At 62.4% G+C, this 25,945-nt stretch carries 25 protein-coding genes; 7 read left to right on the top strand and 18 right to left on the bottom strand.

Annotation, left to right across the window (positions count from 1 at the left end; all coding sequences use genetic code 11):
- Window positions 1–102 precede the first annotated feature (102 nt).
- A complete protein-coding gene (locus ACVOLQ_RS10660; protein WP_481527996.1) occupies window positions 103–1,299 on the bottom strand; it encodes an efflux RND transporter periplasmic adaptor subunit in 1,197 nt (398 codons plus the stop codon).
- A gap of 515 nt (window positions 1,300–1,814) precedes the next feature.
- On the opposite strand from ACVOLQ_RS10660, the gene ACVOLQ_RS10665 reads away from it, so the two are divergent.
- Window positions 1,815–2,837, top strand: a complete 1,023-nt coding sequence (locus ACVOLQ_RS10665; RefSeq protein WP_481527981.1) for a LysR family transcriptional regulator — start codon at window positions 1,815–1,817, stop codon at window positions 2,835–2,837.
- A gap of 135 nt (window positions 2,838–2,972) precedes the next feature.
- Here ACVOLQ_RS10665 and ACVOLQ_RS10670 read toward each other — a convergent pair whose 3' ends face one another.
- From ACVOLQ_RS10670 to ACVOLQ_RS10700, 7 genes are all read right to left on the bottom strand, one after another.
- Window positions 2,973–3,452: a hypothetical protein gene (locus tag ACVOLQ_RS10670; protein ID WP_481527997.1), complete on the bottom strand. Its 480-nt coding sequence runs from the start codon at window positions 3,450–3,452 to the stop codon at window positions 2,973–2,975.
- Between the two features lie 210 nt (window positions 3,453–3,662).
- The gene (locus ACVOLQ_RS10675; RefSeq protein ID WP_481527982.1) at window positions 3,663–4,274 is read right to left on the bottom strand and encodes an inorganic diphosphatase; all 612 of its coding nucleotides are present in this window, start codon (window positions 4,272–4,274) and stop codon (window positions 3,663–3,665) included.
- A gap of 4 nt (window positions 4,275–4,278) precedes the next feature.
- Window positions 4,279–5,667 (bottom strand): purple acid phosphatase family protein, encoded by a 1,389-nt coding sequence (locus ACVOLQ_RS10680; RefSeq protein WP_481527983.1) that lies wholly within the window; start codon window positions 5,665–5,667, stop codon window positions 4,279–4,281.
- Window positions 5,667–6,776, bottom strand: coding sequence for a phytase (locus ACVOLQ_RS10685; protein WP_481527984.1), 1,110 nt, complete (start codon window positions 6,774–6,776; stop codon window positions 5,667–5,669). The genes ACVOLQ_RS10680 and ACVOLQ_RS10685 overlap by 1 nt, the downstream gene beginning before the upstream one ends.
- Window positions 6,773–9,292, bottom strand: coding sequence for a TonB-dependent receptor (locus ACVOLQ_RS10690; RefSeq protein WP_481527998.1), 2,520 nt, complete (start codon window positions 9,290–9,292; stop codon window positions 6,773–6,775). Before ACVOLQ_RS10690 ends, ACVOLQ_RS10685 begins: the two co-directional genes overlap by 4 nt.
- Before the next feature lie 289 nt (window positions 9,293–9,581).
- Window positions 9,582–10,094, bottom strand: a complete 513-nt coding sequence (locus tag ACVOLQ_RS10695) for a hypothetical protein (protein ID WP_481527985.1) — start codon at window positions 10,092–10,094, stop codon at window positions 9,582–9,584.
- Between the two features lie 28 nt (window positions 10,095–10,122).
- A complete protein-coding gene (locus tag ACVOLQ_RS10700) occupies window positions 10,123–10,668 on the bottom strand; it encodes a hypothetical protein (RefSeq protein ID WP_481527986.1) in 546 nt (181 codons plus the stop codon).
- 91 nt (window positions 10,669–10,759) lie between these two features.
- Between ACVOLQ_RS10700 and upp the strand changes: the two genes are divergently transcribed.
- Together upp and ACVOLQ_RS10710 are read left to right on the top strand one after the other, a co-directional pair.
- Complete coding sequence (gene upp / locus ACVOLQ_RS10705; RefSeq protein WP_313169773.1) at window positions 10,760–11,392, top strand: uracil phosphoribosyltransferase; 633 nt, start codon at window positions 10,760–10,762, stop codon at window positions 11,390–11,392.
- Between the two features lie 58 nt (window positions 11,393–11,450).
- A complete protein-coding gene (locus tag ACVOLQ_RS10710) occupies window positions 11,451–11,861 on the top strand; it encodes a g-type lysozyme inhibitor (protein ID WP_313169771.1) in 411 nt (136 codons plus the stop codon).
- Window positions 11,862–11,977: 116 nt separating this feature from the next.
- Here ACVOLQ_RS10710 and ACVOLQ_RS10715 read toward each other — a convergent pair whose 3' ends face one another.
- The 7 genes from ACVOLQ_RS10715 to rsmD form a co-directional block, all read right to left on the bottom strand.
- The gene (locus ACVOLQ_RS10715; protein WP_481527987.1) at window positions 11,978–12,814 is read right to left on the bottom strand and encodes an alpha/beta hydrolase family protein; all 837 of its coding nucleotides are present in this window, start codon (window positions 12,812–12,814) and stop codon (window positions 11,978–11,980) included.
- Window positions 12,815–12,910: 96 nt separating this feature from the next.
- Window positions 12,911–13,801 (bottom strand): MBL fold metallo-hydrolase, encoded by an 891-nt coding sequence (locus ACVOLQ_RS10720; protein WP_313169767.1) that lies wholly within the window; start codon window positions 13,799–13,801, stop codon window positions 12,911–12,913.
- A 444-nt stretch (window positions 13,802–14,245) separates the two neighbouring features.
- Window positions 14,246–15,988, bottom strand: a complete 1,743-nt coding sequence (gene ggt, locus ACVOLQ_RS10725) for a gamma-glutamyltransferase (RefSeq protein ID WP_313169766.1) — start codon at window positions 15,986–15,988, stop codon at window positions 14,246–14,248.
- Window positions 15,985–16,269, bottom strand: a complete 285-nt coding sequence (locus tag ACVOLQ_RS10730; protein ID WP_313169765.1) for a YfhL family 4Fe-4S dicluster ferredoxin — start codon at window positions 16,267–16,269, stop codon at window positions 15,985–15,987. Before ACVOLQ_RS10730 ends, ggt begins: the two co-directional genes overlap by 4 nt.
- Before the next feature lie 600 nt (window positions 16,270–16,869).
- On the bottom strand, window positions 16,870–17,358 hold the full coding sequence (locus ACVOLQ_RS10735) for a hypothetical protein (protein WP_057629976.1): 489 nt from the start codon (window positions 17,356–17,358) through the stop codon (window positions 16,870–16,872).
- 39 nt (window positions 17,359–17,397) lie between these two features.
- The gene (gene coaD, locus ACVOLQ_RS10740) at window positions 17,398–17,901 is read right to left on the bottom strand and encodes a pantetheine-phosphate adenylyltransferase (protein WP_282268816.1); all 504 of its coding nucleotides are present in this window, start codon (window positions 17,899–17,901) and stop codon (window positions 17,398–17,400) included.
- A complete protein-coding gene (gene rsmD, locus ACVOLQ_RS10745) occupies window positions 17,898–18,518 on the bottom strand; it encodes a 16S rRNA (guanine(966)-N(2))-methyltransferase RsmD (protein WP_481527988.1) in 621 nt (206 codons plus the stop codon). Before rsmD ends, coaD begins: the two co-directional genes overlap by 4 nt.
- A 201-nt stretch (window positions 18,519–18,719) precedes the next feature.
- Here rsmD and htpG point away from each other — a divergent pair, with 201 nt between their 5' ends.
- Window positions 18,720–20,624: a molecular chaperone HtpG gene (htpG, locus tag ACVOLQ_RS10750; RefSeq protein WP_481527989.1), complete on the top strand. Its 1,905-nt coding sequence runs from the start codon at window positions 18,720–18,722 to the stop codon at window positions 20,622–20,624.
- Between the two features lie 176 nt (window positions 20,625–20,800).
- Here htpG and ACVOLQ_RS10755 read toward each other — a convergent pair whose 3' ends face one another.
- The 3 genes from ACVOLQ_RS10755 to ACVOLQ_RS10765 are packed head-to-tail and all read right to left on the bottom strand — an operon-like array spanning window position 20,801 to window position 22,846.
- A complete protein-coding gene (locus ACVOLQ_RS10755) occupies window positions 20,801–21,724 on the bottom strand; it encodes a hypothetical protein (RefSeq protein WP_481527990.1) in 924 nt (307 codons plus the stop codon).
- A complete protein-coding gene (locus ACVOLQ_RS10760) occupies window positions 21,724–22,275 on the bottom strand; it encodes a hypothetical protein (protein WP_481527991.1) in 552 nt (183 codons plus the stop codon). Before ACVOLQ_RS10760 ends, ACVOLQ_RS10755 begins: the two co-directional genes overlap by 1 nt.
- Window positions 22,247–22,846: a DUF262 domain-containing protein gene (locus tag ACVOLQ_RS10765; RefSeq protein ID WP_481527992.1), complete on the bottom strand. Its 600-nt coding sequence runs from the start codon at window positions 22,844–22,846 to the stop codon at window positions 22,247–22,249. The genes ACVOLQ_RS10760 and ACVOLQ_RS10765 overlap by 29 nt, the downstream gene beginning before the upstream one ends.
- Before the next feature lie 95 nt (window positions 22,847–22,941).
- On the opposite strand from ACVOLQ_RS10765, the gene ftsY reads away from it, so the two are divergent.
- From ftsY to ACVOLQ_RS10780, 3 genes are all read left to right on the top strand, one after another.
- On the top strand, window positions 22,942–24,330 hold the full coding sequence (ftsY, locus tag ACVOLQ_RS10770) for a signal recognition particle-docking protein FtsY (protein ID WP_481527993.1): 1,389 nt from the start codon (window positions 22,942–22,944) through the stop codon (window positions 24,328–24,330).
- A gap of 154 nt (window positions 24,331–24,484) precedes the next feature.
- On the top strand, window positions 24,485–25,540 hold the full coding sequence (gene mutY, locus ACVOLQ_RS10775) for an A/G-specific adenine glycosylase (RefSeq protein ID WP_481527994.1): 1,056 nt from the start codon (window positions 24,485–24,487) through the stop codon (window positions 25,538–25,540).
- A gap of 17 nt (window positions 25,541–25,557) precedes the next feature.
- Window positions 25,558–25,833, top strand: a complete 276-nt coding sequence (locus tag ACVOLQ_RS10780) for an oxidative damage protection protein (RefSeq protein WP_312369868.1) — start codon at window positions 25,558–25,560, stop codon at window positions 25,831–25,833.
- Window positions 25,834–25,945: the final 112 nt, after the last annotated feature.

Raw genomic sequence — 25,945 nt, forward strand, 5'->3', positions numbered from 1 at the left:
AATCCTTGGAAAAGCTGGCGTCAGGCTGCAGCCGCCCTGCCCGCTCCCGACAGGAGCAGACGCGCACGGCCGGCAGCCACGCCGGCAAAGGTAGTTGGCGGCTTAGTTGATGCTGCTCACGGCCTGGGTGGCTGATGCCGCGACGCGCTGCATCGCCACCGGCTTGGCCTGCACCGGCATGCCTGGCATGAACACCTTCTGCACGCCGTCGACGATCACCTTGTCGCCAGCAGCCAGCCCCTGTTCGACGATGCGCAGGCCCTCGGCATTGCGACCAAGCTGCACATCACGACGCTGCGCCTTGTTGTCCTTGTCCAGCACGAACACGTACTTGCGGTCCTGGTCGGTCAGCACTGCCTTGTCGTCCACGAGTACCGCCTGGAACTGGCCGCTACCCAGCAGCTGCACGCGAGCGAACAGGCCCGGAGTGAACTGGCGACCGGCGTTGTCCAGCAGTGCCCGTACGCGGATGGTGCCGGTGCTGCGGGTGATCTGGTTATCAAGGAAATCGACCTTGCCCTCATGCGGGTAGCCCTGCTCACCGCTCAAGCCAACCTTTACCGGCAAGGCCTGATCGCGTTCGCTGGGGCGCTCGCCATCGCGAGCCATCTGCGCGTAACGCAGATAGGTGGATTCGTCCGCATCGAAATAGACGTGCACCGTATCCAGCGACACCAGCGTGGTCAGCACGCTGGCGGCATCACCGGCGGTAACCAGGTTGCCAGCGGTCACCATCGCGCGGCCTGCACGGCCATCGATCGGTGCACGCACCTTGGTGAACTCAAGATTGAGCCGTGCCGCATCCAGGGCCGCCTGTGCTGCCTGCACCTGCGCACCGGCCTGATCGGCGCTGGCGCGGCGTTGTTCGGCGGTTTCGGCGGCAATGGCCTGTTGTTCGGCCAGGCGACGGGCGCGCTCGGACTCGCTGCGTGCCAGACCTGCCTGCGTGCGTGCGCGGTTCAATTCGGCCTGCGCACGGTTGAACTCGGCCTGGTAGCTGCGCGCATCAATGGTGAACAGAACGTCGCCCTTCTTCACCTCATCGCCTTCGACGTAGTTGACCTTGTCGATGTAGCCGGACACCCGAGGACGCAGTTCAACGCTCTGCACCGCCTCGATGCGACCGCTGAACTCGTCCCACTGCGCGACCTGCTTGATCAGCACCGGCGCGACGCTTACTTCGGGTGCCGGCGGCGGCCCATTCTCGGCATGGCCGCCGCTGCAGGCGACCAGGACGGCCAGACTCAATGCCGACATGCCTGCCAAGGCAACGCGGCGCAGCGTTGGGGAGGGGGAGATACCTTTCATTTCGTGCTCCAAGGGGGAGGTGATCAGGGAATTGCAGGACTACAAAGCGGAGCGCGACAGCAACCAGGCACTCGTCCGCACATGCGCGGATTTGCGCAACGGCGCTCTGCCCGGTCGGAACGATGTCGGTTGCAGCGGGATCACTGTCCCGTCCGCGGAAATTTTTGGACCATTGATGGGACAAAACGACACAGAAGGCGCCGCAACAGCGCCGCCCCAACCGCGCGGCCGGTTCCCCGGGCTTCCGCCCGCGGGTTGCCGACCAGGGACTCAAACTGCAATGGATTCAATCGATTGCCAGCCAACCTTGAAGGCAAAGCATTGCGGTAACTGGGTTCACGGCGTGGCGCTGGCAGTGCCATGGGGGAGCGCATACGCATGACGGCAGGTCCAGAATGGGTACAGGCGTACAAGGTAGGCCTCAAATCCATACTTGATTAGTACGGATTGAAGGGAATAATCATCCCGTCGCCGGCACAATTCCGCTGCCGCAAGAGTCCTCTCCCATGGCCAACGATCTCAACGACACCCTGATCTTCGTCAAAGTGGTTGAACAAGGCAGTTTCACTGCGGCTGCACGCCTGCTTGGCCAACCCAAGACCACGGTCAGCCGCAAGGTGCAGGAGCTGGAAACGCGTCTGGGCGCGCGCCTGCTGCACCGGACCACGCGCCGCCTAGGCCTGACCGAGGCTGGGACCGTGTACTACGAGCATTGCCAGCGCATCGCCCGCGAACTGGACCAGGCCGAAAGTGCGGTCAGCCAGCTGCAGTCCGGCCCACGCGGCTGGCTGCGTTTCACGGTGCCGTACTCGATTGGCACCTGCTGGATTGCCCCACTGCTGGGCCAGTTCCAGAGTGAGTACCCCGAGATCCGGGTCGACATGCACCTGGGCAACGAAACCCTGGACCTGATCGCCGGCGAAGTGGATCTGGCGCTGCGGGTTGGCCCCCTGCCCGACTCCAACCTGATCGCTCGCAAGCTTGGCAGCCTGCGCACCCAGGTATTCGCCAGCCCGGCCTATATCGCCGTGCACGGCGAACCCCAGCATCCGGACGAGTTGCAGTTCCATCGCACGCTTGCCATCCGCAAGGCCCACCACGGCCAGAACCAGCGCTTTACCTGGACCTTGGCTGAAAATGGCGGGGAAATGCGCGAATTTCCGGTCACTCCGCTGATCGTCGCAAATGACCCCTCGGCCCTCAACGCGGCCCTGGTAGCGGGTGAGGGCCTGATGCTGAGCAGCGACGTCATGGCCAAACCCTTTGTCGAGTCCGGCATGGTGCGGCAGATATTGCCCGGCTGGACCGGCCCGGACTATGACTTCAACGCAGTGTTTGCGGGCGGCCGCCTGGTCTCACCCAAGGTCCGCGCATTCATCGATTTCCTGGTCGCCAAGCTCAACTTCGACGCCAATTACATGATGCTGCAATGCCCCAACGCCAAGCGTCTGGCGGACATCGAGCAGGAATATCAGCAGCGTTCGAAGGGACACCCCAAGCTGCGCGTGGTTGAAGCGCTCAGCGCCTGAGCACCGCGCTAGGCACCAAACAGAAACGGCGGCCATGAAGGCCGCCGTTTCTGTTTGCATCTAGCGATGCAGCGCCGGTTCGTAGCCCGGGTAAGCGAAACGCACCCGGGACGCTGTCCAAGCATCAATACAAGATCAATAACCGCGGTAATACGGCCACAACGGCACGATCTGCACTTCCTTGCAGCCGTCATAGCGACTGCAGCTGCCGAAGTAACCCGGCCCGGAATAGCGCTGGCGCGCATCGCGGTTGTAAGGGCTGTTGTAGAAATCGGGACGGGAGAAATGACCGGAACCGTAGTAGCGGTAAGGTGTTTCGCCAATGCTCGACTCGGTGCGGAAGGTCTGCGCCAACACCTGCGCGCCATCGTTGCCGACATAGCCGTTCTCGTTGTCGTAGCGGACCAAACGGTAGTAAATGGTCTCGCCGCCCTGCTTGCGGCTGTGCAACTGCTCCATCTGCCCACCGCCGGCATCGGCATACGCCTTGCCGTTCTCAAACAGCACTTCGCTGGGATTGACGATTTCCTCCTCCAACGGAGGCGCCGCTCCCGCGCTCGCTGCTAATGCCAACAACATGGCGGCAACCGCCAGCTTGTTCCACGCCTTACCCATAATGCGCATGACCACCCTCCTTGATTGGGCACCTGCCGCTACCGGCAGCCCGCCGTGATTGCCCGGCCAACACCCCTGGCCGCGCCGTCATTGCTACCTGTTGCCATCACGGCGGCAGCATTGCCGACCTGCCCGCGATGACCGATTGGGACGAATCCGCGTTCATTATAGGTGCAAGCCACCGCCCAAGCCGTGAAACCGGTTCGGTACTCAGCGTGCAGGCATGGCCTGTCGGTAACCGGCCAATGCCCTGCTGATCACCTGCCGGGCCTCGGCAGCGTCACCCCAGCCATTGAGCTGGATGTCTGCACCGCCAGGCAATTGCTTGTAGATACGGAAGAAGGCTTCGATGCGCTGGACCTCGATTGCCGGCAGATCCTGCAGGGAGCGTACGTTGGCATAGCTTGGGTCAACTGCATCCACCGGCACACCGACGATCTTCTCGTCGGCCTGCCCCTTGTCGATCATGCGCAATACGCCCAGAGAGCGGAAGCGCACGACCGCACCGGGTTGGATCGGGAAACGGGTCAACACCAGCGCATCCAGCGGATCTCCATCGCCAGCCAGGGTCCGCGGCATCGAACCATAGTTGGCCGGATACGTGACCGGCATCGACAAAAAGCGATCCACCCGCAGCTCGCCGTGCTCGCCGAGCTCGTATTTGATCGCACCGCCGGCAGGGATCTCCACCGCCAGCAACGCTTCCTCCGGTGCATTGGCGGGCTGCGGCAAGGTGAAGGGGTGCAGCAGTTCACCCGCCGCCAACAACGGCGAAGCCATCGCCAGCAATACGCCGAATAGAACTGCCTGCATCGTCTTCATCTGCTCACTCCCAGCAACGGTCATCGCGGCCTTTGGGCGAGACTGCACGTGGGCAATCGCGCTGCGGGATGCGCCCTTCGGTGATCTCGCTGAACTGCTTGTCACCCTCGGCACTGCGGCTTATCCGGAATGCGTCATACAGCCGCCCCGTCGCCGTACGCGCCTCGTAGCGCAGGCCCTTGTCATCCAGCCGCAGCACCTGGAACAACTGCGTGTCCTCGGCGGTGGGCTTCATCGTCGCGCGCGCTTCCGGCGACAAGCGGTACTGCTTGGGACCGGCGACGGATGAGATGTACTGCGGCAACGCCGCACCTGCATCGGCACGACGACCGTAGGTGTGATCATGGCCCTGCAGCACCAGATCGACCCTGTGCCGCTGCAGCACCGGGCGGATCTCGCTGGCAAGCAGCGAGGTGTCGCGTTCGGCACGCAACGGATACAGCGGCTGATGCACGACCACGATGTTCCAGGGCTGCTGGCTGCTTTCCAGTACGCCGTCCAACCAGCCTGCCTGCGCTTTGGCGGTGCCCAGATCCAGCGCCGACGTGCCATCCAGCACCACCACGCGCAGTCCCTGGTAATCGAACCAATACGTCGTACTGGCAGCAGCAGCCGCGCCATTGCCCGGCAATGCGAAAGTGACCGGCCAATGCTTGCCCAGCACACGCCGTTCCTGCGGCGTGTCCTCGAACTCCTCGAAGTACTCGTGGTTCCCTGCGGCCGGTGCGACCGCCATGCCCGGCAGCAGCCAGCCACCGGCGGCAAACCACTCGCCCCATTCGTTGTCGTCCTCGCCATCACCGCCACTGACCAGATCACCTGCAAACAGCGTCAGCCGCGCATCCGGTGCGGTCTGCCAGCCCTGTCGTATGACCCGGCTGACATGACTGAGGTTCTTGTTCTGGGTATCACCGAAATACAGCACGGTCAGCGGCTGGCCAGCACCAGCAGCGGTACGGAAGTGCTGCCATGCACTCCAGGTGCCCTGCCCCTGCACCCGGTAGGCATACAGCGTGTCGGCCTGCAGGCCATCGATCAGCGCACGATGATGCTGGCTGCTGCCGTTTTCGGTCTGCAGCAGCTGGCTGCTCGCAGTGAGCTGTCGCACCTGCCCCATGTCCGGCGAGTCGCCAGCCACGGTGATTTCCAGCAACGCCGGCTGTGCCAGTGGCGCGGTGCGCCACGCTACCGCGAAACCGCCGCTGGCATCCTGTGCTGGCGACGCGACGATACGGTCAGGGAAGTCACTGGCCGCGTAGTGCCGGCTCCCCGCCGGCACCTGCGTATTGGGCTCGGCAGCTGGAGCGGCCCCCACCGCTCCAGCTGCGCCCATCAGCGCTGCGCTGATCAGCGCCAGCAGCGGCAGCCGCTGGCGACAACGTCCCCGCGCCATCACTGGCCACAGTCCTGCGGCAGCGACAACGCCTTGGCGATGTCACGCCAATCGAAGGCCACCACGCCTTGATCGTCGTGCACCGCGTACAACGCCCCCTGCGGGAAACGTGCCGACACCTGCTGGCTGTTCCAGATGCCGTCGGTATTGGCCACCGTATTGCCGTGGAACGAGCCCACCGGCGCCAGTGTCTTGCGATCGAACAGATGGAAGGTACTGCGCTGTTTGCCCTGCTCGGTGGTGATCCACCAGCCGCCATCACCGCAGGTACGCAGCATCACGCCTTCGGCCTGGGCCTTGAACAGGCCGCGACCAAAGGTCTCCCCTGTAAAGTCGCCTGCCAGGTTGTAGACCTTGAACTCGCTGGCATAGGTTTCGTCTTCTTCGGCGATCAGCAGGCGGTCATTGGCCGGGTCGCCCCAGATCGACTCGACCACACGCAGCGCACCCTTGGGCGAACTGTCGCCGATGCTGCGTATCAGCCTGGCCTGCACCGCGTCACCCTCGACCTTGACGTGATAGCGGCGTACACGCTCGTTCAAGCGATCAAGTGCCGGCAGGATGTCGTTGCCAGCAGCGTCCTCGCCATCGTCGTAGGAATCAGTGACGTACAAGTCATAGCCGCCCTGCACCGGATTGACCCACAGGCCATAAGGCTTGCGCAGATCATTGCCGGCGAACACGCCCAGCGGCTTGAAGTCCGGCAGCTGCAACACCTGCACGCGGTGGTTGTCGCGTTCGACGATGAACACCAGGTCATCCTGCACGGCAATGCCATTCGGGCGATCGAACTGCCCCAGCGCGGTGCCGGTGCTGCCGACGTCACGCAGATGCTTGCCGGCCTGGCCGTCGTACACCACCAGCTTGTCGGTGGCCTTGGCGGTAGCGATCAGCCACAACCGGCCATCAGCGCCGCGCCAGCTTGCCGGCGAATCAATATTGTCAGCCGGGGTCATCGGAGTCAGGAAGGCTTCGGCCACCAGGCTGGACGGGACGGCGGTCGCGCCCTCGGCGAGGTCGGCAGCAGTCGGCGGCGTGCTGGACTTCGGCACCGGCTGGCAGGCGCTCAGCACCAAGGCAACGGCGGTAGCGAGCAGCGCGGCCCTCACAGCGCCACCTTCACGCCGATCGCGTAAGTACGGCCGTATTCCTCGTTCTGCAGGGTGCGCGAGGACACGCCCTGGTACAGCTCGAGCGGCTCATCCAGCAGATTGGAAGCTTCCAGGTACAGGCTCACGTTCTTGCTCAGCTTGTAGTCGAAGCTGAAGTCGAGCTGGGTATGCGGCGCGACATAGATGTCGAATGCACGGCTGTCGCCGATGGTGTCCAGGTACTCGCTGCGATAGACACCGGCCAGGCGGGTACTGAGGCCGCCCCATTCATAGCCGATATGCGCGCTGTAGATGTTCTTGGACGCACGCGGCAAGTTGAAATCGTCGCGTTCACGTCCAGCGATACCCGGGTTGAAGTCGGTATCCAGCCAGGTGCCGCTGGCACCCACCAGCAGGCCCGACCAGGCGCCAGGCAGGAAGCTCAGCTGCTGCTGCCAGTTGAACTCGGCACCGAACACCTTGGCCTTGTCGCCATTGATGGAACGGGTCACGTCGAAGCCCGGATACTCGGGATCACTGTCCGTCACCGTTTGCACGATGTAGCCATCGATGGACTTGTGGAACAGGCCGAGCGAAATGATGCCGCTCTCGCCCAGGTAACGCTCGAAGGAGAAATCCAGGTTGGTGGACTCGTACGGATCCAGGTTGGGATTGCCGATGCGCGCTTCCTCGTCGTCCCGGTTCACGGCCAGACGCGGCGAGACATCACCGAACGACGGGCGCGCCACGGTCTTGTTGAGCGAGCCGCGCAGCACCCAGTCGTTGTTGGTGTCGTAACGCAGGTGCAGGCCTGGCAGCACGCTGGTATAGCTGTTGTTGGCGATGCGTGGGGTCACCGTGACGGTCTTGCCGTCACTGGCAACATCAACATCGTTGCCGGTGGCGTTGAACTGCGTGTTCTCCACGCGCACGCCGCCGATCACCCGCAGCGCACCGATATCCCAGGTACCCATCGCATAGGCCGAGAAGATGTCTTCATTGGCAACATAGTCCTCTTCCAGCGAGGTCATCCTGTTGCCAGCAACGTCGCCTGACTTCGCACTGTACTTGCTGCCATTGGCTGCCCACCAGGCGCGCATCGCCGCCGAACTCATGCCTTGGCCGAGACTGCCACCGCGATGATCCAGGGTCTTGCCATTCCAGCTGGAAAGATCAACCGCCGGGCCGCTGCGCAGCTCGACCTCATCCACGTTGACATCGCGCTCGCGCCAGCGCCCCAGCACGCCGAACTTGTAGCTGGCCTTGTCACCATCGAAACGGATATTGACCTGCGCACTGCGCTCGCTGTCGTCGATCTGCTTGGGCGAGAGCACCACGCGATCAAACACATAGTTGTCGTTGTCCATCCAGCCGCTGTCGCTCAGGCTCAAGCCGGGAATGCCGCTATTCTGGTCCAGTGTTGCCGACAGGTCACCGCCGTCATAGTCAAACCGCGCTTCCATCTCGTCGTTCACGCGCTCACGGGTCTTGGTATAACCCACCTTGTAGTCGAGCACGGCAGCACTCAGGCGGTTCTCGCCGCCCAGACTGACCGCGAGTGTGTTTTCTTCCTTGGTGCGATAGCGCATGCGCTTGCTGATGGCATCGGCCGGCAATGCGTCCACCTGGTAGCGGCCATTGCCCAATGCCGAAATCTCGCCGTCGCCCAGGCCAAAGATCGTGCGCTGCCGCGTTTCGGCATCATCGAACCGGCTGTACAACGTGCGCAGGTAATAGCGGTTGGCATCGTCAGGGCGCCAATCGAAGTTCAGGTTGGCGCCGGTGCGCTCACGCTCGATGGTGTACTTGCGACGCTGCAGATCCACCGCCACCAGATCATCATCGGCACCGCCGTCGTAGTTGTCGTATTCGACTTCGGTATTGTCAGACTCAAACGTGCGCTTCTGGTAGTTCACACCCAAGGCCACGCCGAAGGTTTTCCCAAACACTTCGCTGTAGTTGAACGCGGCCTTCGGGCTGGTCTCGCCCGACAGTTCTTGGTGGCTGCCTTCCAGCTTGCCCTTCAAGGAGCGACCCTCACGGTCGAATGCCGACGCCGACTCCACCACCACCGCGCCACCGATGGCGTCCCCCGGCATGTCCGGTGTGGCCGACTTGATCACCCGCAAGCGTTCCGTGGACTCCGAAGGAATCACATCCAGCGGTGCTGCACGCGACGAATCCTCGGGCGTGCCAATCGCGATGCCATCGATGCTGACGCTGTTGAGGGCCGCATCCAGGCCGCGGATGACCACGAAACGTCCCTCGCCCTGATCGCGGGTGACGCTGACACCTGGCAGGCGCTGCAGCGACTCGGCTACATTCATGTCCGGGTAGTCGCCCATGGAGTCGGAGGCAACCGCATCCTGCACGCCATTGGCATCACGCTTGAGCTCCACCGCCCGGATCTGCGCTTCGCGCTGCGCACGGACTTCAATGCGCTCAAGGTCGATGGCCGCAGCCGCCCCACTGGCCAGCGTGGATGCACCATCGGCCGTGCTGGCCTGCAGCGCATATGCAGGTGCAATGGCCATGCAGGCCACCGCGCTCGTTACCGCCACCACCAAGACGCTCTTGCGCACTACTGCCCCCAATCTGTGTAAAAGATGGGTGTGCACGGTATGTCCGTCCGGTTACGCGACAGTTACAGTGACACAGCGGGAATGTTTCAGTCTGTTACCTGCCGGGTACAGCACAGGCAGGCACAACCAGGCGTGCAATGCGTCACCTGCTTGGCCCCCGCTGCAGCGGCACGATGGTTTGCCAATCGTTGCCCGGACGAGGCGGGCCGCAGGCGGCATTCCGCATTGCCTGACGCCGCAGTCACCTGATACGGATCACGCCAATCCTGCTGACGAAACCTTCCACCTGCATTTCGTAGACGCCATCTGCCTTTCGGGTGAGACATACCCTGGGGTCATCCTTCGACCCGGAAGAATGCCCCCCACGCACCTGCCGCCAGACCTGTCCATTGGCAAGTGCGAACTCGGTTTTCCCGCTCCATCCGTTGAACCTGCCCTTGATCACCGATTCGATACGGATGGCATTCTCGATACGGGCTGAAGCGGAACGCTCCACCGTGCGTATCCGCAGCACCTCGGCGCCCACCCCCATCTCATTGCTCGACGGGCATACGATCACCTCGCCCCGGGGCCTGTCCATGTAGCCGGGGCCAGCCGTGACTTCCCACACGCTACGATCGGCCAAGGCAATGATCTCGCCCTGGCGTCCCTCCAGACGATCGGGTGCAAGCACGCTGGCCACATGGCACTCCCCGCCCCAACCCAGGCGTGGCAGCAACACCCCCACGACAGCCATCCATGTCATTGCCCGCATGTGTGCTCCTGTTGGACCGCGCGCGTCATCAGCGCTGTCGTACCGCGACCGTGGCAGACACGCCTTCAACCGACATCTCATGACCACCAGCCCGCCGCCTCAACGTTACCCGCGGAGAGCTGCCAAACGCGCGCTGCACGCGCCCGTCGGTCTGCTGCCAGATCTGCCCGTTCTCCAACAGGAACAAGGTTCTTCCCGTCCATCCTTCAAAGCGGCCTTTTATGCGGCTTTCAATGTCATGGGAGCCAGCAACCGACGCCGCACGGGAACTTCGCGCACTTGCCATGGAGTCAACATCCACGTCCGGGTACGCCATCGCATCGGGGGCCCGGACATAGCCGAACTCCGCGTCGTAACGGACCATCCGGTAGTACGCCCCGTCCTGCTGTCGCCGCCGCAGCGGCTCCAGGCGACCATGCCCCAGATCGATGTACGCCACGCCATTGCGGAAGATCACTTCGCCGGGGTTGACCACCTCCTGCTCCAATGGCGGCAGCACCGGCAGGGCGTTCCCATGCCCCGTCCACATTGCGAGCAGCAACACTGCCAGCCTGGCAATCCCCGGGTTGCACATGCGCCTGTTTTCCTTGGGCTCCCTCTTCGACTCCACAAGGTACACGCACCGGGGCGCTAAAATGGCAGCCCCCTCCTGCTCGATCACTCCCATGAAAATCGTCGAAGTCCGTCATCCCCTGGTCCAGCACAAGATCGGCCTGCTCCGCGACGCCTCCATGAGCACCAAGGATTTCCGTGAGGTGGTCAATGAACTGGGTACCTTGCTGGCCTACGAGGCCACCGCCAACCTGGAAACCGAGAGCCACACCATGGACGGCTGGGCCGGGCCGGTGCAGGTGCAGCGCATTGCCGGCGCCAAGATCACCGTGGTGCCTATCCTGCGTGCAGGCCTGGGCATGCTGACCGGCGTACTGTCGCTGATTCCCGCCGCGCGCGTAAGCGTTGTCGGCCTGCAACGCGACGAAGAAACCCTGCAGCCCGTACCCTACTTCGAGCGCCTGACCGGCCGCCTTGAAGAACGCGATGCATTGATCCTGGACCCGATGCTGGCCACCGGCGGCACCTTGATCGCCACCATCGACATGCTCAAGCGGGCCGGCGCCCGGCGCATCAAGGGCATCTTCCTGGTCGCCGCACCGGAAGGCCTGAAGGCACTGGAAGCCGTACATCCGGACGTGGAGGTATATACCGCCGCCATTGACGAGCGCCTCAACGAAAAGGGATACATCATGCCGGGCCTGGGCGACGCCGGTGACCGCATCTTTGGTACCCGGATCGGTTGACCCTCGCAACCTGCCCGTTGAAGATCGCCACGATCACCCTGCCCGAAAGGTGGATACGATGAAACGCGCACTTTTCCTGGCCCTGGCAGCGGCACTGGCAGTTGCCATGCCCACCGCCAGTGGCGCCGACAAGGTCACCACCACGCCCGTCCAGTTTGCAAAGGGCACGAGCAGTTTCAGCACCACCCACAGCCTGCAGGGCTACGACAGCGTGAACTACACGCTGGCTGCCAAAGCCGGGCAATCCATGCGGATAAGCCTGACCGGCAACAGCAACGTCGGTTTCAATATCTACGCCCCCGACGACATTCCCGGCGTTGCCACGGCTCTTGGCAGTGGCAGCGAGGGGCAGGACTGGCACGGCGTACTGTCCGCCTCCGGAACCTATACCGTGCAGGTGTATCAGGTGCGTGCGGCGGCCCGCCGCGGCAGCCGCGCGACCTATGCGATCAGCTTCGCGATTCACTGACGGCATTCCTGCGGGTGCTTGCCACGGCAATGCAGGCGCCGTCACACGGGTGGAATGAAGGGCGGCTCAAGCGCCCTTCTCCGCTGCCAGATCACTGATCGCCCCGTATCCGCACATCAACGGCGCAGCCAACGTTCATCCGCGGGAGTGGGTGCCGCCAATACCTCCCGCGCCTGCTCATCCTGCAGCAGTTGCGCCCGCAGGAATGCGGTCCCCAGATCGCGAGCACGCTCGAACAGGAGTTCCGCTTCTCCGCCGATCAGATTGTGATCGCCGCCGGCAAGCACCACGCCGGTCTTGTCGCCGGCAGGCGCCGTTTCCACGGGATAGAGATGGTCCACCGGGTCACTGACGAAGCCCGGCACCAGGTCCTTGTCCCCCGTGACCAGCAACAGCGGCACTGCCAATGAGGCATACGACTGTTCGTTGATCAGGCCCGGAATGCGCCCCGGGGAGGAAAAACCAAGCACAGCCACGACCGATGGGTCACGCAACGGCCCAAGCCCGCTCAGGGCGCCGCCCAGCGCTGCCGAAATCAAGGTCCCCAGACTATGGCCAGTCGCGGCAACCGGCTTTCCCGGCCAATGCGCCGCCGCGTAAGTGCTGACCGCGCGCATGTCGGCAAACCGTTCGCTCAAACCCTGCTGCAGCGAGAAACGCTCACGCTCCGGATACTTCATCGAATCCACATGCAGCGGCGCCAACACCACGAATCCGGCATCCGCCCACGACCGCAGCAGGCGATCGTAGCGTTCGGGCCAGGCCCCATGTCCGGATGAGAACAACACGACGCCGCGCACCTGCGTCGGTTCCCAGATCGCCAGCGTGGTGGAGCGCTCGGCACTGACCTGTAGCGGCAGTACCTGGCTGGGAGCCGCCAGCGCAATAGCTGCCGGCCCCAACAGCATGAGCACGGCGAGTCCGGCACGTTGCAGCAGAGAAGGAAGTTTCAAGACATTGCCCCGATCTGGATGATGGGACCAATGTCGGTTTTGAAGACTTCCGGAATCAGTGCCGGAAGTCAGTTTTTTCAGCTGCCGTTGGTCAGCTCAGGCGGCCAGGGTCCGCGCTTTCAACTCGCCGACTTCATGAGCGGTCGCAAAGCGCCCCTTCTCATCACGCACCACCTGCGCCATTGCGCACTGCGGATCATGGGTGAAGAACAAATGCACGTTGCGCGCCAGTTTGTCCTCAAGGAACGCCCGCTTCTCGTCGATCAACAACTCGGCATTGCGGTCATAGCCCATGGTGATCGGCACATGTACCCAGGAGCGCCCCGGGATCAGATCCGCGCAGAACACGACGCCGCCGCGCGGCTGGCCGTTGACCCGCTCGGGGCCGACGATCTCGGCCAGCATCAAGCCTGGCGTGTGACCGTCACTGAAGCTGAAACGCACCGATTCGCCCAGCGCTTTCGAATAGGCGCCGCTGACGATCTCAAGGCGTCCACTGGCTTCCAGCAATCCGCTCAACTCGGGAATGAAGCTGGCCCGATCACGCGGATGCGGATGCTTGGCCCGCTCCCAATGTTCCGCGCCGATCACGAAGGTCGCATTGGGAAACAACAGCTCCGGCTCGCGACCTTCCGACCACGGTGCCAGCAAGCCCCCTGCGTGATCGAAATGGAGATGACTCAGCACCACCACGTCGATGTCTTCATGCTCGAAGCCTGCTTCACGCAGCGAATCGATCAGCACATGGCGCGGCTCCTGTACACCGTAGCGCTCACGCAACTTGGGCTCGAAGAAGGCACCGATGCCGGTTTCGAACAATACGGTCTTGCCCCCCAACGGACTGGCCAGCAACGCCCGGCATGCCAGTTCAATGCGGTTGGCGTCATCGGCCGGCGCCCACCGTTCCCACAATGCCTTGGGGGCGTTGCCGAACATTGCACCGCCATCGAGTTTTTGCGAGTTACCGCGAATCGACCATAGTTTCATATGAAAAATTCTACCCGCAGCGCGTTAAATATTCGCAAGGAATCGGCGGCGGATAATTGACGGGCGGTCGATGCAGATAGGAAACGCGCTGTTACGTGATGTTTGGCGGCGGCGGGGCGCCGAAGGGCCGTGGTTTGGGTTTCGGTTTGGTCCTGCCCCTGCTCTCATGCCGTCATTCCCGCGAAGGCGGGAATCGCTCTTGCCCTTCGCCTTTCGATCTTCGCTCTTCGCCCGTTTAACTCAGCCCTCACCCGCCCGTTCCCCCAAGCGGAGACGCAACTGCAAGAACCAGAGCAGGAGCGATTCCCGCCTTCGCGGGAATGACGACTGTAAAGCGAAGCCAAAGCGATTCCCGCCTTCGCGGGAATGACGGCAAAGATCAAAAGCCAACGCCTTTCCCGCAGCCGAATAAAAACCCCGCCGAAGCGGGGTTTCCTGTTGTCCTCAGTCAGCCTTGCCCGACTTGCGAACCTCGGCACTGCCCACCGGGTTGCGCGGATCGCTGCCGCCACTGAGCACATTGCTGCGCCGGTCCCACTCCACCGTCTGCAGGTTGCCCCAGACATGGCTGGAACCGCGTCCGCCTTCGGCCGAGTCACCCGGCAGTTCAACCTTGTGGCCCATCGCCTGCAGCTGCCTGGCGACTTCCGGCGAGAACGCGCCGGTTTCCGCCGAAATCTCATCCGGCAACCACTGGTGGTGATAGCGCGGCAAGGCGGCTACCTGCTGTGCGTCCAGACCGGCGTCATAGCCGAGGATGCCAAGCAGGACCATGGTGATGATGCGGCTACCACCCGGCGTACCAATCACCACGACCTTGTCATCGTTTTCCATGAAGGTCGGCGTCATCGAGCTGAGCATGCGCTTGCCCGACTTCGGCGCATTGGCCTCATAGCCCATCACGCCAAAGGCATTGGGGGTACCCGGCTTGAGCGCGAAGTCGTCCATCTCGTTGTTCAGCAGCACGCCGGTGCCCGCCGGAATGAGGCCCGAGCCGTACAGCAGGTTCACCGTCTGGGTGCCGCCAACGCGGTTGCCTTCGCTGTCGATGATGGAGAAATGCGTGGTCTCGTCATCTTCCAGCGGCGTCGGGTTGCCCGACAGCAGGTCGCTGGGGGTGGCCTTTTCCGGATGGATGGTGGCGCGCAGGCCCTGCGCATAATCACGGCTGGTCAGCACCTTCTGCGGGATGTCGACGAAGTCCGGATCACCGAGGAAGAACGTACGGTCACGATAGGCACGACGCATCGCCTCCACCACCAGGTGGGTGCTGTGTGCCTGATCCATCTTGGCCAGATCCCAGGGCTCCAGGATCTGCAGCATCGAGGCCAGCGCGATACCGCCGGAGGATGGCGGCGAGGCCGTGGTGATCTTCCAGCCACGGTAGTTGAACACGATCGGCTCACGGGTCTTGACCGTATAGCCGGCCAGTTCCTCGGCAGTCCAGCGGCCACCGGCCTGCTTCACGCCGGCCAGCAGCTTGCGCCCGGTCTCACCGCGGTAGAAGCCATCAAAGCCGTTGGCGGCCAGCAGCTGCAGCGTATGCGCCAACTCCGGCTGCTTGAAGATATCGCCCTCGGCAATCGGCTTGCCGTTGCGCAGGTAGACCTCACGGGTCCCCGGGTAACGGTCCATGACTTCGCGGCGGGTGGCATAGCCACGGGCCATGCGTGCATACACCGGGAAACCATCGGTGGCCACGCGGATTGCCGGTGCCAATGATTCGCGCAGCGGCAGCTTGCCATGCTCGCGCGCCAGCTTCACCAGCGCTGCCGGCAGACCTGGAATACCGGCTGACCATGGGCCATTGACCGAACGGTCGCGGTCCAGCTCACCATTCTTGTCCAGGAACTGCTCGGGCGTTGCGGACTCGGGCGAGGTTTCACGCGCATCCAGCATCAGGTCCTTGCCGGTCTTGGCGTCGTGCAGCAGGAAGAACCCGCCACCGCCCAAACCCGAGCTGATCGGCTCGACCACGGCCAAGGTGGAAGAAACGGCTACCGCGGCATCGAACGCATTGCCGCCCTTGCCAAGGATTTCCATGCCGGCCTGGGTGGCCAGCGCGTGGCCACTGGCGATCGCCGCGCCATCGGGATGTGCGGCACGCGCCGGCGCGGTATCGGCTGCCCACGCAGCCGGTGGCAGCACCAGTGCGAACAGCAGCAGGGAACGGGCAACGAGTTTCATGCCGTTGGATTCTCCGATTGGTAAAACTCAGGGTGATCACGACGCAGGCCGGCCAGCTTGGCCAGCAACTGGTCTTCGGTTTCGACGATCTCCGGGTCCGGATCGATGCATTCGACCGGGCACACCACCACGCATTGCGGCTCATCGAAATGACCGACACATTCGGTACAACGGGCCGGATCGATCACATAGATCGTCTCGCCCATTGCGATGGCCTGGTTGGGACAGGCGGGCTCGCAGACGTCGCAGTTGACGCAGAGCTCATTGATTTTGAGTGACATTGTTGCGGTGTTCCCGTCGGAGCGGGGCTTGCAACCGGCGACTGCCGGTTCATCGGTCCTGCTGTTCATGGCCTGCCAGGGGCAGCGCCGACAGCAAGCTTACCGGATACTGGTTTTGCCGGGGCCCAAGACATTGCTTCCACAGCGTTCTGCGTGTGTGAATGCCGGCTTTGTTGGGGCCGGGCCTGCGCAGCATTGCCTGTTTACGCCAGACGGGAGCTGGGGCAACGGCAAGAGCGACCCCCGCCTTCGCGGGGATGACGCGCTGGCAAAGGCGGAGCCGCTACGCGCCCCCGCGCCCGCTGGAACAGGGCTCAAGCCATAGCAGACCTGCAACAGAAGCCAAAACCCGAGCCAGAGCAGAAGCTAGAGCAACAGCCAGAGCGATCCCCGCCTTCGCGGGGATGACGCGCTGGCAAAGGCGGAGCCGCTACGCGGCCCCGCGCCAGCTGGAACAGGGCTCAAGCCAGAGCAGACCTACAACAGAAGCCAAAACCCGAGCCAGAGCAGAAGCTAGAGCAACAGCCAGAGCGATCCCCGCCTTCGCGGGGATGACGCGCTGGCAAAGGCGGAGCCGCTACGCGGCCCCGCGCCAGTGCGTCACTTGGCTTCGACGAAGATGTAGTCGGCGCCGGTCGGCTTGACGATGGTCTGCACGCGGGCGTTGTCAGCGGCATCGCCGATGAACACCACACGCACGCCCTTCATCGAGTCAGCCTGCACGTCCTTGAAACCGGTTTCGATCAGGTCGGCCATCTTGGCCGAGTTCGACGAACCGAAAGCCAGCATGTTGCCCGGCTGGATGCCACGGCCGATGGCGGTGGTGGCGCTCTCGACCTGGCGGTCGTACTTGGCGGCGAATTCCGGATCCGATGCCGGCGGCAGGTAATACAGGAACGGGCTTGCAGTGATGTTGCCCATGTTCTGCACCGCAACTGCCTGCAGGTACTTCTTCCAACCCGCGTCGTCATCCTTGGCCGGGGCGACCAGCGCCTGCTGCGCTTCGACTACCGGTGCTTCTTCTTTCTTGCAGGCCGTTACAGCCAGCACCATCGAGGCGGCAAGCAGCACGCGCATCGTGTTCTTCATGATCGTTCTCCCGTTGAAAAGTGGTGTTACTGAAAAGATTTACTGCCCGCGCGCTTCGCGGGCCTTGCGCAACGCCTCAAGCACAGTGGCCGGCACGAAACCGGAGACATCCCCACCAAGCCGCGCGATTTCACGCACCAGCGAGGAGGAAATGAAGCTGTGCTGCTCGGAGGGGGTAAGGAACAGCGTCTCCACCTCCGGAATCAGGTGGCGGTTCATGCTCGCCATCTGGAATTCGTACTCAAAATCGGACACCGCACGCAGACCACGCAGCAGCACCCCGCCGTGCACCGAGCGCACGAAGTGGGCCAGCAAGGTGTCGAAGCCGACCACTTCCACGTTGTCGTGGTGTTGCAGCGCTTCCACCGCCAACGCCACACGCAGCTCCAGCGGCAGCGTCGGGCCCTTGGAGGGGCTCTGCGCCACGCCGACCACCACCTTCTCGAACAGCGGCGCGGCGCGGTTCACCAGGTCGATGTGACCATTGGTGATCGGGTCGAAAGTGCCCGGGTATACGGCGATGCGGCGATTGGCTGAAGTCATGCGGGTTCGGTCGCGTTCATGTCGCCGCGAAGTGTAGCAGCGGCCCGGCGGTAGAGGGCATAGGCCACCTCACGGGTGTTGCCCTCGCGCCATAGCTGCCATTCGGCAGGCAGCTGTAATGCCGCATCAACCGGCGCCTCAAGGTACAACCAGGCGTCGGCGGCCAGATGCCTGGGCAGGCGTGCGATCACCTGGTCCCACAAGCCGCCGGCAAAAGGAGGGTCCAGGAACACCACATCGGCCTGCGCGGGAGCGGCAGCACCCAACCATTGCAGCGCATCACCGGCAACCACCTCAACCTGTTCCCCCGCCCCCAGCCGCCCGACCACAGCACGCAGCGCCGCCACCAGCTGCGGGTCGCGCTCCACCAACTGGGCAGATGCCGCCCCCCGCGATACCGCCTCAAGGCCCAGCGCGCCGCTGCCGGCAAACAGGTCCAGGACACGCGCGCCCGGCAATTTGGGCATCAACCAGTTGAACAGGGTCTCGCGGACCCGGTCGCTGGTCGGACGCAGACCCGGCAATTCAGGCACCTGCAAACGGGTATTTCGCCAGCGGCCACCGACGATGCGCACCTGGCCGGTGCCGACCGGCGCCTTGCCTCGGGCCGGACTCATCCGGCCCGCACCGGCAAAACCAAGGACAAAACGCGGCAAATCAAATACATCGGCAACCCGGGTTCACCAGCTTCAAGTGCTGCAGATGATAGACCAGCGCCCACCCCGGCCGCGCCTGACTTGAAATCGGCCCATTCACCCTTACCCAAGCTGCAGCCGTCGCGCAGCTGCGCGCCCCATCAGCAACGGAGCACCCGACCGATGACCAACCCGAATCACAAGGAAACCCGCGGTTTCCAGACCGAGGTGAAGCAGCTGCTGCACCTGATGATCCACTCGCTGTACTCGAACAAGGAAATCTTCCTGCGCGAGCTGGTGTCCAATGCCGCCGACGCCGCCGACAAGCTGCGTTTCGAAGCGCTGACCCAGCCCGAGCTGCTTGAAGGCGGCGCGCCGCTGCGCATCCGCATCGAGGCCGACCCGGCCGCGCGCACCCTGACCATCGACGACAACGGCATCGGCCTGAGCCGCGATGAAGCCATCGCCCACCTCGGCACCATCGCCAAGTCCGGCACCGCCGAGTTCCTGAAGAACCTGTCCGGTGACCAGAAGAAGGACTCCAACCTGATCGGCCAGTTCGGCGTGGGCTTCTATTCGGCCTTCATCGTGGCCGACCAGGTCGACGTCTACAGCCGCCGCGCCGGCCTGCCGGCCAGCGAAGGCGTGCATTGGTCGTCCAGGGGCGAAGGCGAGTTCGAGGTCGAGACCATCGACAAGCCCGAGCGCGGCACCCGCATCGTGCTGCACCTGAAGGAAGGCGAAGACAGCTATACCGATGGCTGGCAGCTGCGCAGCCTTATCAAGAAGTACTCCGACCACATCGGCCTGCCGATCGAGCTGCAGAAAGAACACCACGGTGAGGACGCCGACAAGCCGGCCACGCCGGAATGGGAGACCGTCAACCGCGCCAACGCACTGTGGACCCGCGCCAAGTCCGAGATCACGGACGAGGAGTACAAGGAGTTCTACAAGCACATCGCGCACGACCCCACCGACCCGCTGGCCTGGACCCACAACAAGGTCGAGGGCAAGCTGGAATACACCTCGCTGCTGTACACCCCGGGCCGCGCGCCGTTCGACCTGTACCACCGCGACGCACCCAAGGGCCTGAAGCTCTATGTGCAGCGCGTTTTCATCATGGACCAGGCCGAGCAGTTCCTGCCGCTGTACCTGCGCTTCATCAAGGGCGTGGTCGATTCCAACGACCTGCCGTTGAACGTGTCGCGTGAAATCCTGCAGTCCGGTCCGGTGATCGACTCGATGAAGTCGGCGCTGACCAAGCGTTCGCTGGACATGCTGGAAAAGCTGGCCAAGGACAAGCCGGAGGACTATGCCGGCTTCTGGAAGAACTTCGGCCAGGTGCTGAAGGAAGGCCCGGCCGAGGATTACGGCAACCGCGAGAAGGTCGCCGGCCTGCTGCGCTTCGCCTCCACCCACGACGGCAGCGGCGAGCAGAGCGTGGCGCTGGCCGATTACGTCGGCCGCATGATCGAGGGCCAGGACAAGCTCTATTACCTGACCGGCGAGAGCTACCAGCAGGTCAAGGACAGCCCGCACCTGGAGGTGTTCCGCAAGAAGGGCATCGAAGTGCTGCTGATGACCGACCGCATCGATGAGTGGCTGATGAGCTACCTCAACGAATTCGACGGCAAGTCCTTTGTCGATATCGCCCGTGGCGACCTGGACCTGGGCAAGCTGGAGACCGAAGAGGACAAGAAGGCACAGGAAGAAGTCGCCAAGACCAAGGAAGGACTGGCCACGCGCCTGAAGACCGCGCTGGGCGAGGAAGTGGCCGAAGTCCGCGTCTCCCACCGTCTGACCGATTCGCCGGCGATCCTGGCCATCGGCGAACAGGACCTGGGCCTGCAGATGCGTCAGATCCTGGAAGCCAGCGGCCAGAAGGTGCCGGACAGCAAGCCGGTGTTCGAGTTCAACCCGGGCCACCCGCTGATCGAGAAGCTGGATGCCGAGCCCGACATGGACCGCTTCAACGACCTGGCTCACGTCCTGTTCGACCAGGCGGCATTGGCAGCTGGCGACAGCCTGAAGGACCCGGCCGGCTACGTCCGCCGCCTGAACAAGCTGCTGCTGGAACTGTCGGCCTGAGTCCAAACCACAAAACGGCCCCTCCCTGCCACCCTCGCCAGCAGGGAGGGGGCATCTAAACATAGTGGATTCACATTTAGAATCACTACGTTATTGCCTCGCCCCTTACATCTCCCGACCCTCTCACCGCGGGAGCGCCGCATAAAATCAGAATCCAAAGATTAAATAATCTAAAGCTAATTCACGTACCAGTCTTTAATGCGCCTTCCTGCATCCAGAACAATTAAAAACTCCCCGCGCTCCTGCAACGTAGGACGCATTGCAGCGAGCGCAACAGAGAGGCTAGGCCAATTTTTCTTTGAAGATCCTCCAATATCTGAAGTCTGACGATAGAATGACCCCGATTCCTCCAAGAATCTAAACTTCAGTGCGTCATCTATATTGTGAGATTCAACTTCCTTCGCCACGTTAGACTTTACCTGCCGACACCTCGCAGCCAAAAGAACGTCTAACGACGCTGCTAGAGCAACCATCTCATCCTTTAGAGATGCCAACCACGCATGTGCGTACTGGTAATCTGCGGAATGAGCCGAACTGTGCCTCCGCTCAAAAGCATTCCGGTACGCCTGCCCTGCATCAGGAAGCCCTCCACCCAGCCTCGTTACAACCGAAGTTATCACCCCCCACCCCCCTTTAATCCCAAAAGCAGAAAGAATAGAGGTAACATCCGCCGGCTGAACATTGGAACCCGAAGATGCCAAGGATAAAGAAGACAATCTATATTTAGCCTGCCCGGTCGAATGAATTTTAAGAGCCTCATCTTGAATCAAAGACTTCCAATTATCCCCCCCATTCTTTTTCTCTAGCTTAGCCCGAAATGACAAGGATGAAAGCGTATCCAAAATGGCCGCCTCCTGCATATCCTTTGTCAGTCTAGAAAATTCAACACCACTTTCCGACAAAAAATCGAGAGCCTCACCAGCTCGACGCTTTATGAAATCCTCAAGAATGTTAAATGAGACAATTGCCAAGCCCTTCCTGAGTAAATTCGCCACACCGTTATGAACATCCTTCGCAATGCCCACATCAATAACAGCAGGCAAATCTTTAGCGGCACCCATAAACTCAAGGCGCAGCAAAAATTCATCCTTGGCGGTCATCAAATACTCCGGAGAAAATCCGTGAAAGTGGAAATTCGATAGAGCACATTTTTGGAATTGGAAGTAAATTGCGAAACAGACTCCAAAAAATCTGAATCTTGCCTCAACAAATCTTCCAACCCAGCTCTGACATCTGCCTTGCGAGCAATCGCCCGAGCTCGCTCCGCATCGGTCAGAAGGGATGAACACACCATTTGAATATCATAAAACCCTTGAAGGACTCGACTGTTCCCGCTTGGCTTCTTAAACCCCCCCGCACCCCAAACTACCCGGCAAAAATCGATTGCAGCTGAAAACAGAGCCTTACACTCTTTTATTTTCGCACTTTTCGCGCGATAGTTAGCCGCCATATATTTATCCATGGCGGCATCCATGTTTCCATAGAAATTTGACCAGTACTCTCTAACCGTGAAAAAACGAAGGACATACTGCACATCCGTCATCTCACGATATATCTTAGACCCTCTCGTAGCCTTCAGTTGCCCGGAAAGATACGCGTTTTCGGACAATACAAATAGCATGTCATTGAAAGCCCCCCCTAAACGCCACATTTCTAATTTCCTGAGAGTTCAACGCCACGCCCGCCTTATTTAGGCGCAGAAAGACCTCGTGCTTTAGGTCCGCGTCTGATTGCCGTAGCAACGTAACTACGCGGAGGTATGGACGAATCTTAAGTGCATTAACCAAAGAACCAGGCAAATCATTAATAGTTGCCCCATCAACTTCGGAAAACTTCTCCAGTCCAACAAGTTCAAGTGATCCACTCAAAAACTTCTCGATTGCGGTAACTCTCTGCTTCCCGTCGATAACCGAGTATGTTCCGTATTCATCTTCAGCAAGATAAATGGGAGGAACAGGAATGTTCAATAAGAACGATTCAATTAGTCCGGACTCTTTCTCAGTGGACCAACGCTCTCTGCGCTGATATTTAGGACTAATATCAATTGCCCCACTTCTCACCATATCGGCGATCGACTGAAGTGAAAGGTCAGATTGCTGCAACACCAATGCATCTTGCGACTTAGAAAACTTCTCTTCTATCTTCTTTTTTGCGCTCACAGCCCCCCCCTTTTTTGTTTTGGCCCGTATACAGTGCACCGCATTGCTCAGCGCATCAACCATGTCACCTGAGACGCGATCACACTCGCCATAAATCTCGCAAAGCATTAGCACCCAAAGTGGTACCATTTGCCGCTAATTTCAGCTCAATCCCTTCCATGTTCAGCTTTTTCCGCCGCAAAAAGACCGACGACGCCCAACAGCCCGCCAAGCCGTCCACGCTGAGCGCCGAGGAACTGGCCGCCGCCTTCCCACAAGCACCCTCGGCACAGGCCCCCCTGCCAGCAGAACCGACGCCGACCGAGGCCGCGCAAGCACCGGCCGAAGTACCCGTGGCAGCACCGGCAACTAAAGTTGCCGCCGCACCCGTAGCCACGCCTGAGCAGGCTGTCGAAGTCGAAGTCGAAGCCGCGCCTGTCGCCGCAGCCATGCCGGCCGCAGCCCCCATTGCCGCCGAATCACCCTCGCCTGCAATCTCGCCTGCGATTGTCGAACCTGTCGTCGTCGCCCTTGCCGCCCCGACACCTGCACCTGCAGCACCCGCACCCGTTGTGGCCGAGATCAGCAACGCCAACGACTCCGACGCAGCGCTGATTCCAGCCAACGCCGCACCCGCTGCCCCGGCCGGCAAGCTCGGCTGGCGCGACCGCCTGCGCAACAGCAGCTTCGCGCGCAGCTTCGGCGGCCTGTTCTCGCGCAACCCCAAGCTCGACGACGACCTGCTCGACGAGATTGAAACCGCCCTGATCACCGCCGACGTCGGTGTGTCGGCCACCACCGCGCTGGTGGAAAACCTGCGCAAGCGGATGAAGTCGCGCGAGTTCGCCGACGCCAACGCCTTGCTGGCGGCACTGCGTGCCGACCTGATCGCACTACTACAGCCGGTCGCCAAGCCGCTGGTCATCGACACCAATGCAAAACCATTCGTGATCCTTACCGTCGGCGTCAACGGCGTCGGCAAGACCACCACCATCGGCAAGCTGGCCAAGCGCTTCAAGGACCAGGGCCATAGCCTGATGCTGGCCGCCGGCGACACCTTCCGCGCCGCCGCCGTTGCCCAGCTGCAGATCTGGGGCGAGCGCAACGGCGTGGCCGTAGTCGCCCAGGGCCAGAACGCCGATGCGGCGTCGGTCGCCTTTGATGCCCTGCAGGCCGGCAAGGCGCGCGGCACCAGCGTGCTGATTGCCGACACCGCCGGCCGCCTGCACACCCAGACCGGCCTGATGAATGAGCTGAGCAAGATCCGCCGCGTGCTGGGCAAGATCGACGACACCGCGCCACACGAAGTGCTGATGGTGATCGACGGCACCACCGGCCAGAACGCGCTCTCGCAGCTGCGCCAGTTCCACGCCGCTGCAGGTGTCACCGGCCTGGTGGTCACCAAGCTGGACGGCACCGCCAAAGGCGGCGTGGTATTCGCACTGGCCCGCGAGTTCGGCATCCCGATCCGCTTCGCCGGCATCGGCGAGCGCCCGGAAGACCTGCGCGTGTTTGACGCCGAAGCCTTCGTCGACGCGCTGCTGCCGCAGGCCCTGGGCGGCAACTGATCCAAAGCCCCTCTCCCGCCGGGAGAGGGGTTGGGGTGAGGGTAAGCTCTACGAGCAGAAGCAAGAGCTCCCCTCATCCGCCCCTTCCGGGGCACCTTCTCCCGTAAACGGGAGAAGGGACTAGCTGCAATCGCCAGCCATCGCCTGCGAGCCCATGCCCAACTTCCCCAGCCAACTCCTGACCTGGTTCGACCAGCACGGCCGCCACGATCTGCCCTGGCAGCATCCGCGCTCGCCCTACCGGGTGTGGCTGTCGGAAATCATGTTGCAGCAGACCCAGGTCGCCACGGTCATCCCGTACTTCCAGCGCTTCGTGCAGTCTTTCCCGACGCTGGCCGACCTTGCCGCGACCGACAACGATACCTTGATGGCGCATTGGGCCGGCCTGGGCTACTACGCGCGCGCCCGTAACCTGCATGCCGCAGCCAGGCAATGCGTGGAGCTGCACGGCGGCGAACTGCCGCGCGATTTCGATGCCCTGCTCGCCCTGCCCGGCATAGGCCGCAGCACCGCCGGCGCCATCCTCAGCCAGGCCTGGAACGACCCGTTCGCGATCCTCGATGGCAACGTCAAGCGCGTCTTGACGCGCTATCACGGCATCAGCGGCTTTCCCGGCCTGCCCGCGATCGAGAAACAACTGTGGGCGCAGGCCCAGGCCCATGTCACGCAGGTACCGGCCGGGCGCATGGCCGACTACACCCAGGCGCAGATGGACTTCGGCGCCACCCTGTGCACGCGGGCAAAGCCCGCCTGCATCCTGTGCCCGCTGCAGAACAGTTGCGCCGCGCATGCGCAGGGTCTGGTCGATGCGCTGCCAACCCCCAAACCCAGCAAGGTGCTGCCCGAACGCGAGGCCAGTGCGCTGCTGCTGGAAGATGCTCAAGGCCGCATCCTGTTGCTCAAGCGCCCCCCCACCGGTATCTGGGCCTCGCTGTGGACCTTGCCGCAGGCCGAGACCGACACCGAACTACGCGAATGGTTCGCCGCCACGGTGAAGGGCGATTACGACAACGCCAACGAGCTGCCGCTGATCGTGCACACCTTCAGCCATTACCGCCTGCACCTGCAGCCGCTGCACCTGCGCAAGGTCGCACTCAAGTCCAAGGTCGGTGACAATGCCGACCTACGCTGGGTAGCGCGTGACGAACTGGCCGCACTCGGCCTTCCCGCCCCCATCCGCAAACTGCTGGATCGTCATCCGGCACATTGATTCGACAGGACACCACCATGCCCCGCTCCGTCTTCTGCCAATACGAACAACGCGAAACCGAGGGTCTGGATTTCGTGCCCTATCCGGGCGAACTGGGTCAGCGCATTTTCGCCAACATCGGCAAGCAGGCCTGGGCCGCATGGCTGGCGCACCAGACCATGCTGATCAATGAGAACCGGCTATCGCCGCGCGACCCGAAGCACCGCGCCTTCCTTGAGGAAGAGCTGGTGAAGTACCTGTTCGCCGGCGGCGCGGAAAAGCCGGCCGGCTACGTCGCGCCGGAAGCGGAATAAAGCCGGACCCCTGTAGTGCCGAGCCATGCTCGGCAGGGGCATTCCCCGCGCACCTGTAGTGCCGAGCCATGCTCGGCAGGGGCTTTACCGGCGGCGATTGATCCGTGCATGA

It is taken from the genome of Stenotrophomonas sp. STEN031, from assembly GCF_056759975.1.

Coding starts and splice junctions, on each gene's coding strand:
- coaD (WP_282268816.1), bottom strand. CDS start 17,901: ATGACTTCAGCCAATCGCCGCATCGCCGTATACCCGGGCACTTTCGAC.
- ACVOLQ_RS10720 (WP_313169767.1), bottom strand. CDS start 13,801: ATGAAACTATGGTCGATTCGCGGTAACTCGCAAAAACTCGATGGCGGT.
- ACVOLQ_RS10760 (WP_481527991.1), bottom strand. CDS start 22,275: ATGTGGCGTTTAGGGGGGGCTTTCAATGACATGCTATTTGTATTGTCC.
- ggt (WP_313169766.1), bottom strand. CDS start 15,988: ATGAAACTCGTTGCCCGTTCCCTGCTGCTGTTCGCACTGGTGCTGCCA.
- htpG (WP_481527989.1), top strand. CDS start 18,720: ATGACCAACCCGAATCACAAGGAAACCCGCGGTTTCCAGACCGAGGTG.
- rsmD (WP_481527988.1), bottom strand. CDS start 18,518: ATGAGTCCGGCCCGAGGCAAGGCGCCGGTCGGCACCGGCCAGGTGCGC.
- ACVOLQ_RS10695 (WP_481527985.1), bottom strand. CDS start 10,094: ATGCGGGCAATGACATGGATGGCTGTCGTGGGGGTGTTGCTGCCACGC.
- ACVOLQ_RS10680 (WP_481527983.1), bottom strand. CDS start 5,667: ATGGCGCGGGGACGTTGTCGCCAGCGGCTGCCGCTGCTGGCGCTGATC.
- ACVOLQ_RS10665 (WP_481527981.1), top strand. CDS start 1,815: ATGGCCAACGATCTCAACGACACCCTGATCTTCGTCAAAGTGGTTGAA.
- ftsY (WP_481527993.1), top strand. CDS start 22,942: ATGTTCAGCTTTTTCCGCCGCAAAAAGACCGACGACGCCCAACAGCCC.
- ACVOLQ_RS10670 (WP_481527997.1), bottom strand. CDS start 3,452: ATGGGTAAGGCGTGGAACAAGCTGGCGGTTGCCGCCATGTTGTTGGCA.
- ACVOLQ_RS10735 (WP_057629976.1), bottom strand. CDS start 17,358: ATGAAGAACACGATGCGCGTGCTGCTTGCCGCCTCGATGGTGCTGGCT.
- ACVOLQ_RS10675 (WP_481527982.1), bottom strand. CDS start 4,274: ATGAAGACGATGCAGGCAGTTCTATTCGGCGTATTGCTGGCGATGGCT.
- mutY (WP_481527994.1), top strand. CDS start 24,485: ATGCCCAACTTCCCCAGCCAACTCCTGACCTGGTTCGACCAGCACGGC.
- ACVOLQ_RS10690 (WP_481527998.1), bottom strand. CDS start 9,292: ATGGCCATTGCACCTGCATATGCGCTGCAGGCCAGCACGGCCGATGGT.
- ACVOLQ_RS10710 (WP_313169771.1), top strand. CDS start 11,451: ATGAAACGCGCACTTTTCCTGGCCCTGGCAGCGGCACTGGCAGTTGCC.
- ACVOLQ_RS10755 (WP_481527990.1), bottom strand. CDS start 21,724: ATGACCGCCAAGGATGAATTTTTGCTGCGCCTTGAGTTTATGGGTGCC.
- ACVOLQ_RS10700 (WP_481527986.1), bottom strand. CDS start 10,668: ATGTGCAACCCGGGGATTGCCAGGCTGGCAGTGTTGCTGCTCGCAATG.
- ACVOLQ_RS10780 (WP_312369868.1), top strand. CDS start 25,558: ATGCCCCGCTCCGTCTTCTGCCAATACGAACAACGCGAAACCGAGGGT.
- ACVOLQ_RS10730 (WP_313169765.1), bottom strand. CDS start 16,269: ATGTCACTCAAAATCAATGAGCTCTGCGTCAACTGCGACGTCTGCGAG.
- upp (WP_313169773.1), top strand. CDS start 10,760: ATGAAAATCGTCGAAGTCCGTCATCCCCTGGTCCAGCACAAGATCGGC.
- ACVOLQ_RS10765 (WP_481527992.1), bottom strand. CDS start 22,846: ATGGTTGATGCGCTGAGCAATGCGGTGCACTGTATACGGGCCAAAACA.